We start from the raw sequence: 4,119 nt of genomic DNA on the forward strand, positions 1-4,119 counted from the left end.
TAATACTTGCAGAAATCATTGTGATTACATGGCAAGTGAATCCTGAACATTAGTATCTAAATCAAAGGAACACCATGAATAAGCCCAAGTTTTTTGTCACTCCTGGCTATGGGGAATACATGCTGAATAACTTGCATTACTCGCAAGCCGTAAAAATTGGCGATCGCGTGGAGATATCCGGTCAAGGTGGCTGGGATGACAATCTGCAAATTCCCGAATCGCTCGCGGACGAGATCGCTCAAGCGTTTCGGAACATAGAGCGAACCTTGGCAACTGCCGGGGCGGGCTGGGAGCATGTTGTCCACGTCAATTCTTACCATGTTGGTGGGTTGCCCCCAGAAGTTAATGAGGTGATGGTCAAGCTATTTCATCACTACATGCCCAATCATGCCCCAATTTGGACAGAGGTAGGAGTCGCAGCTCTTGCACTTCCAAAAATGCGGATTGAAATTCGTGTTACTGCAATTGTTCCGTGAATTTTGCATCAGTAGCAGCACTGCTCTACACCGATCGAAGTAAACAGATGGAGTAATAACTCCGACACGAAATTGATGCTAACTAGAACTGATCCATCAGGAGGACAATCATGAAACTTCAAACCATTTTCAGCTTACTAACAATCGCTACAGGGTTGCTCGCAGGTTCATTCACTCATCCAGCGATCGCACACAGCATTTTTTCACAGCAAACATCACCCGTTCTGATCGCAACTGCCTACACTGATTTAACCTTACCCACCTTGCGCCAAGGCGATCGCGGCAGAGACGTGCAATTGTTACAGCGCATTCTTCAAGACAATGGCTTTTTAGGAGCCGCAGGTGTGAGGTTAGGCAATCCAAGAGGGGCGATCGTCGATGGCATCTTTGGTGCGGTCACAGCGTCTGCGGTACGCGATCTCCAGCGACGATACGGAATCCCAGTCACAGGGCGAGTCAATCCAACCACCTGGGAAGTCCTGGATATGCACGAAAACCCCTATCGATTACCGCTTCCCTGGAAACAACAGAACCTTACACAACCACAAGCCACAGGAGATTTCTCATGAACCGAAAGCTTCTTTCAACCAAAATCACAACTACAACCACAATCGCAATCACAATTCTGTTCGGCGTACTCCTACTGTTCAATTTTCCATCCCTGGCTCAAGTCAGTTCACAAGTGATTCCTAGAATCGAACTGATCGGAAGTTCTGGAGGGATTCCACCCAGCTACCGTTTAGTCATTAGCCGATCTCAGGACAATGTTTATGTCTTCTGTCCGACTGACTTCGAGCCACAGTTGAACTATCTACGAAATGTGAAGGTGATTCAATGTAAGCCGTTTACCAGTCCTTAGAAGTAAACCAGTGAGGGGCAACAGCATAACAACTCACACCAGTTTTTTGCTTTGAACAGAGGAGAGATTCAGATGTCAGAGAACAATAAAGCCATCTTAGAAGCGGCAAACGCGGCGATCGCTCAAGGCAACAATGAAGGATTCTTGTCGTTCTGCACCGACGACACGGAATGGACATTTGTCGGCGACAGAACCCTGAAAGGAAAAGCAGCCGTTCGCCAATGGATGGCAACAGAGTATGTGGAACCGCCTTTGAATATCGTTGCGAACTTGATCGCTGAGGGGGATTTCGTCACGGCACTTGGCGACATCACATTGAAGGACGAAGACGGGAAGGCGGCTCATTACTCGTACTGCGATGTCTGGTGCTTTCGCGGCGGCAAGATGGTCGAATTAAAGGCTTTCGTGATCAAAACCAAGGTCAAGGATGAAACCAGTAGCGCAGGGTAAATCATCTGCAAAAGTCAGGATATATTCTCATGAAAAATGCAACTTATGTGGAGGCTGCTCGGCGAGTTAGTCACCGCTGGTGGCGGTATCTTCTGGGGCTGGTAATCCTCCTCTTTGCGTGGCTGGTTGTCGGCACCGTTGCCAGCTTACTCGTGGCGATCGCCATCGGCGGACAGGAGGGGTTTGCAGCGTTCAGGCAAGCGGATTACTCCACGCTCGGTTCTGTGGGCAGCTTCCTGGTGATCATGGCGGGTTTTCCGTGCTTCCTCGGGGGAACCCTACTTAGCGTCTCCCTACCCTGGCGCTGATCACGGCGCAGGACAAGATAGGCTGGTATCGCGTCGGGCATGGGTTCGTGGCGTGGTTCGTGCCATTCTGCCTAATCGGTGGGCTGGGACAGTACCTCTTCTACCCCGACACCTCAGGGGGTAACAGAAGACTTGAAGCATTTGTGTAGCAAGGGATAGAGCTGCTAAGCACAAAAAAAGATAGGCTTGCTACTTGACCACAAGCCTACCCCTAAAAATGCTGCCTCTGTTCTACCAAGCTCATCTCCAACAGTGCCTCAGTCCTCGCCATTACCTACTTGTGAATCTGCTGGTGTTGCTATTGCAATGGCACAAACAAGTGCGCCTCGAAAGACTCGCTGCCACCTTGCCACTACCGATTCGATTCGAGGGTCGTCGCCGCTGTTTGCAACGCTTGTTTTCGAGTCCTCAATTGCACATTGATACCCTCTGGTTGCTTTTAGTCGGCTACTTGCTATCTTGCCAATTCCGAATCGGACAAACTCTTTACTTGGTCCTCGAGCGCACGCAGTGGCAAGGGGTGAATGTGCTGATGTCCAGTGTGATTTATCGAGGACGAGCTTTGCCTTTGTACTGGCAGTTCTTGTCGCATTCGGGGAGTTCGGGCTTAGCGCCACAACAAGCGGTTTTGCGTCCACTTTTAGCGCTGCTGAAGCCTTATCAAGTCGTGGTCTTAGGTGACCGGGAATTTTGCTCGGTGCATCTGGCACAATGGTTGGGCCAAGAGCAGTTCAGCTTCTGTTTACGCTTACGCTGTAACGAGTACGTTCAAGATGAAACGGGTTTGGTTGAGCAACTCCAACACCTGGGATTAAAACCCGGTCAATCATAATTTCTCGAGCAGGTGAGGGTGACGAAACAAGCGGGTCTGGGATTGTTTAACGTGGCGAGTTATTGGAAACGACCTTATCGAGGCCATTGCGAGAAAAGGGCTTGGTTTCTCTTAACCAATCTGCCCTCTTTAGGTCCTGCTGTGAAGGCTTACCAACATCGCATGGGTATTGAAGCTTTTTTTCGGGACTACAAAAGTGGGGGATACCAAGTCGAATCTACTCGTCTCAATCCCCAACGCTTATCGGGTTTATTTGTCCTCTTAGCCATTGCCTATACCAGTGCAGTCATTCAAGGCCATGAAGTTCGCACTCAAGGCTTAGCTAGCTATGCTTGTCGAGCCAAAGAAGGGCGAAGAATGAGGCGCAGACATAGCGATTTCTGGGTGGGTTTGTATGCTCAAGCCTGGTTAGGAGGGATGGAGTTAGACACCGATTGGGTAGAGTCTTGGATACAGCTCAGTGGCAATAAGCAACCCTATCTTCAGCAAGGCTTGCATGCTGCTTTCCCCCTCCAGTCTTTGTTCTAGCCTTCTTGTTACCCCCTGAGGGGGAGGGGATAAATCAGAGTGCTTGCAATAAACTTCAGCTTTCTTTAAGGCAAGGAGCAAGATCAAGGGCGATTCAAATAGCAATAACAATCAGGTTGTGCAATTAAGGATTTTGTAAAAGAATTAAGTGCCGTAGCTGCCCGTAACCCTCCACCTAGCGTACCCTCGAGCATGATAAAAGGCCGATGCCGCACTTTGAACGGCGATCGCTCCCCACACGCAACCACGACAGTTTGTTTTTGCGCCATACCTAACGCCTCTCATCACGCGACTGTTGCGTGAGCGTGCCACCTAGTAGATCTACCGCAGCCATTTTCGTTGCAGCTCAGCTTTGAACGCACTTCTGACGCACTCTTAACGCAGTTTGTGTGCTTAGGGACCATTAATTCGGCTTCATCGACTTCTACGATTGATTTTTGACGCACTTCTGACGCAGTTTGTGTGAATTTAAAGACCCCAACAGTGCGGTTGGGGTGTTACGGGTAGTAGAGATAGAATTCTTCACAAGTTTATTCTAGGACGGCTGGCAGCTTATCCTTCTTTTGTTACTTTGGTGAGGAAAAATTAACTTGGGAATAGCTGTGATTCTAGCTGACCTATGCTTGAGCAACGAGATCCGGTCGCAACCGTTAGCTTTATTGATGA

7 protein-coding genes are annotated in these 4,119 nt (G+C 49.2%); all 7 read left to right on the plus strand.

From position 1 onward, the window contains the following. Positions 1–74: 74 nt before the first annotated feature. A complete protein-coding gene (locus H6F68_RS00125; protein WP_190555684.1) occupies positions 75–476 on the plus strand; it encodes a RidA family protein in 402 nt (133 codons plus the stop codon). Positions 477–586: 110 nt separating this feature from the next. After that, the gene (locus H6F68_RS00130) at positions 587–1,045 is read left to right on the plus strand and encodes a peptidoglycan-binding protein (protein ID WP_190555685.1); all 459 of its coding nucleotides are present in this window, start codon (positions 587–589) and stop codon (positions 1,043–1,045) included. Continuing rightward, positions 1,042–1,335: a hypothetical protein gene (locus H6F68_RS00135; RefSeq protein WP_190555686.1), complete on the plus strand. Its 294-nt coding sequence runs from the start codon at positions 1,042–1,044 to the stop codon at positions 1,333–1,335. The genes H6F68_RS00130 and H6F68_RS00135 overlap by 4 nt, the downstream gene beginning before the upstream one ends. 72 nt (positions 1,336–1,407) lie before the next feature. Further along, positions 1,408–1,785, plus strand: coding sequence for a nuclear transport factor 2 family protein (locus H6F68_RS00140; protein WP_190555687.1), 378 nt, complete (start codon positions 1,408–1,410; stop codon positions 1,783–1,785). A gap of 29 nt (positions 1,786–1,814) precedes the next feature. Then, a complete protein-coding gene (locus H6F68_RS00145; protein ID WP_190555688.1) occupies positions 1,815–2,093 on the plus strand; it encodes a hypothetical protein in 279 nt (92 codons plus the stop codon). Between the two features lie 217 nt (positions 2,094–2,310). After that, complete coding sequence (locus H6F68_RS00150) at positions 2,311–2,925, plus strand: hypothetical protein (protein ID WP_190555689.1); 615 nt, start codon at positions 2,311–2,313, stop codon at positions 2,923–2,925. 18 nt (positions 2,926–2,943) lie between these two features. Further along, complete coding sequence (locus tag H6F68_RS00155) at positions 2,944–3,453, plus strand: hypothetical protein (protein ID WP_190555690.1); 510 nt, start codon at positions 2,944–2,946, stop codon at positions 3,451–3,453. Positions 3,454–4,119: the final 666 nt, after the last annotated feature.

Origin of the sequence: Trichocoleus sp. FACHB-262 (genome assembly GCF_014696035.1) — a bacterium.
Taxonomy (GTDB): domain Bacteria; phylum Cyanobacteriota; class Cyanobacteriia; order FACHB-46; family FACHB-46; genus Trichocoleus.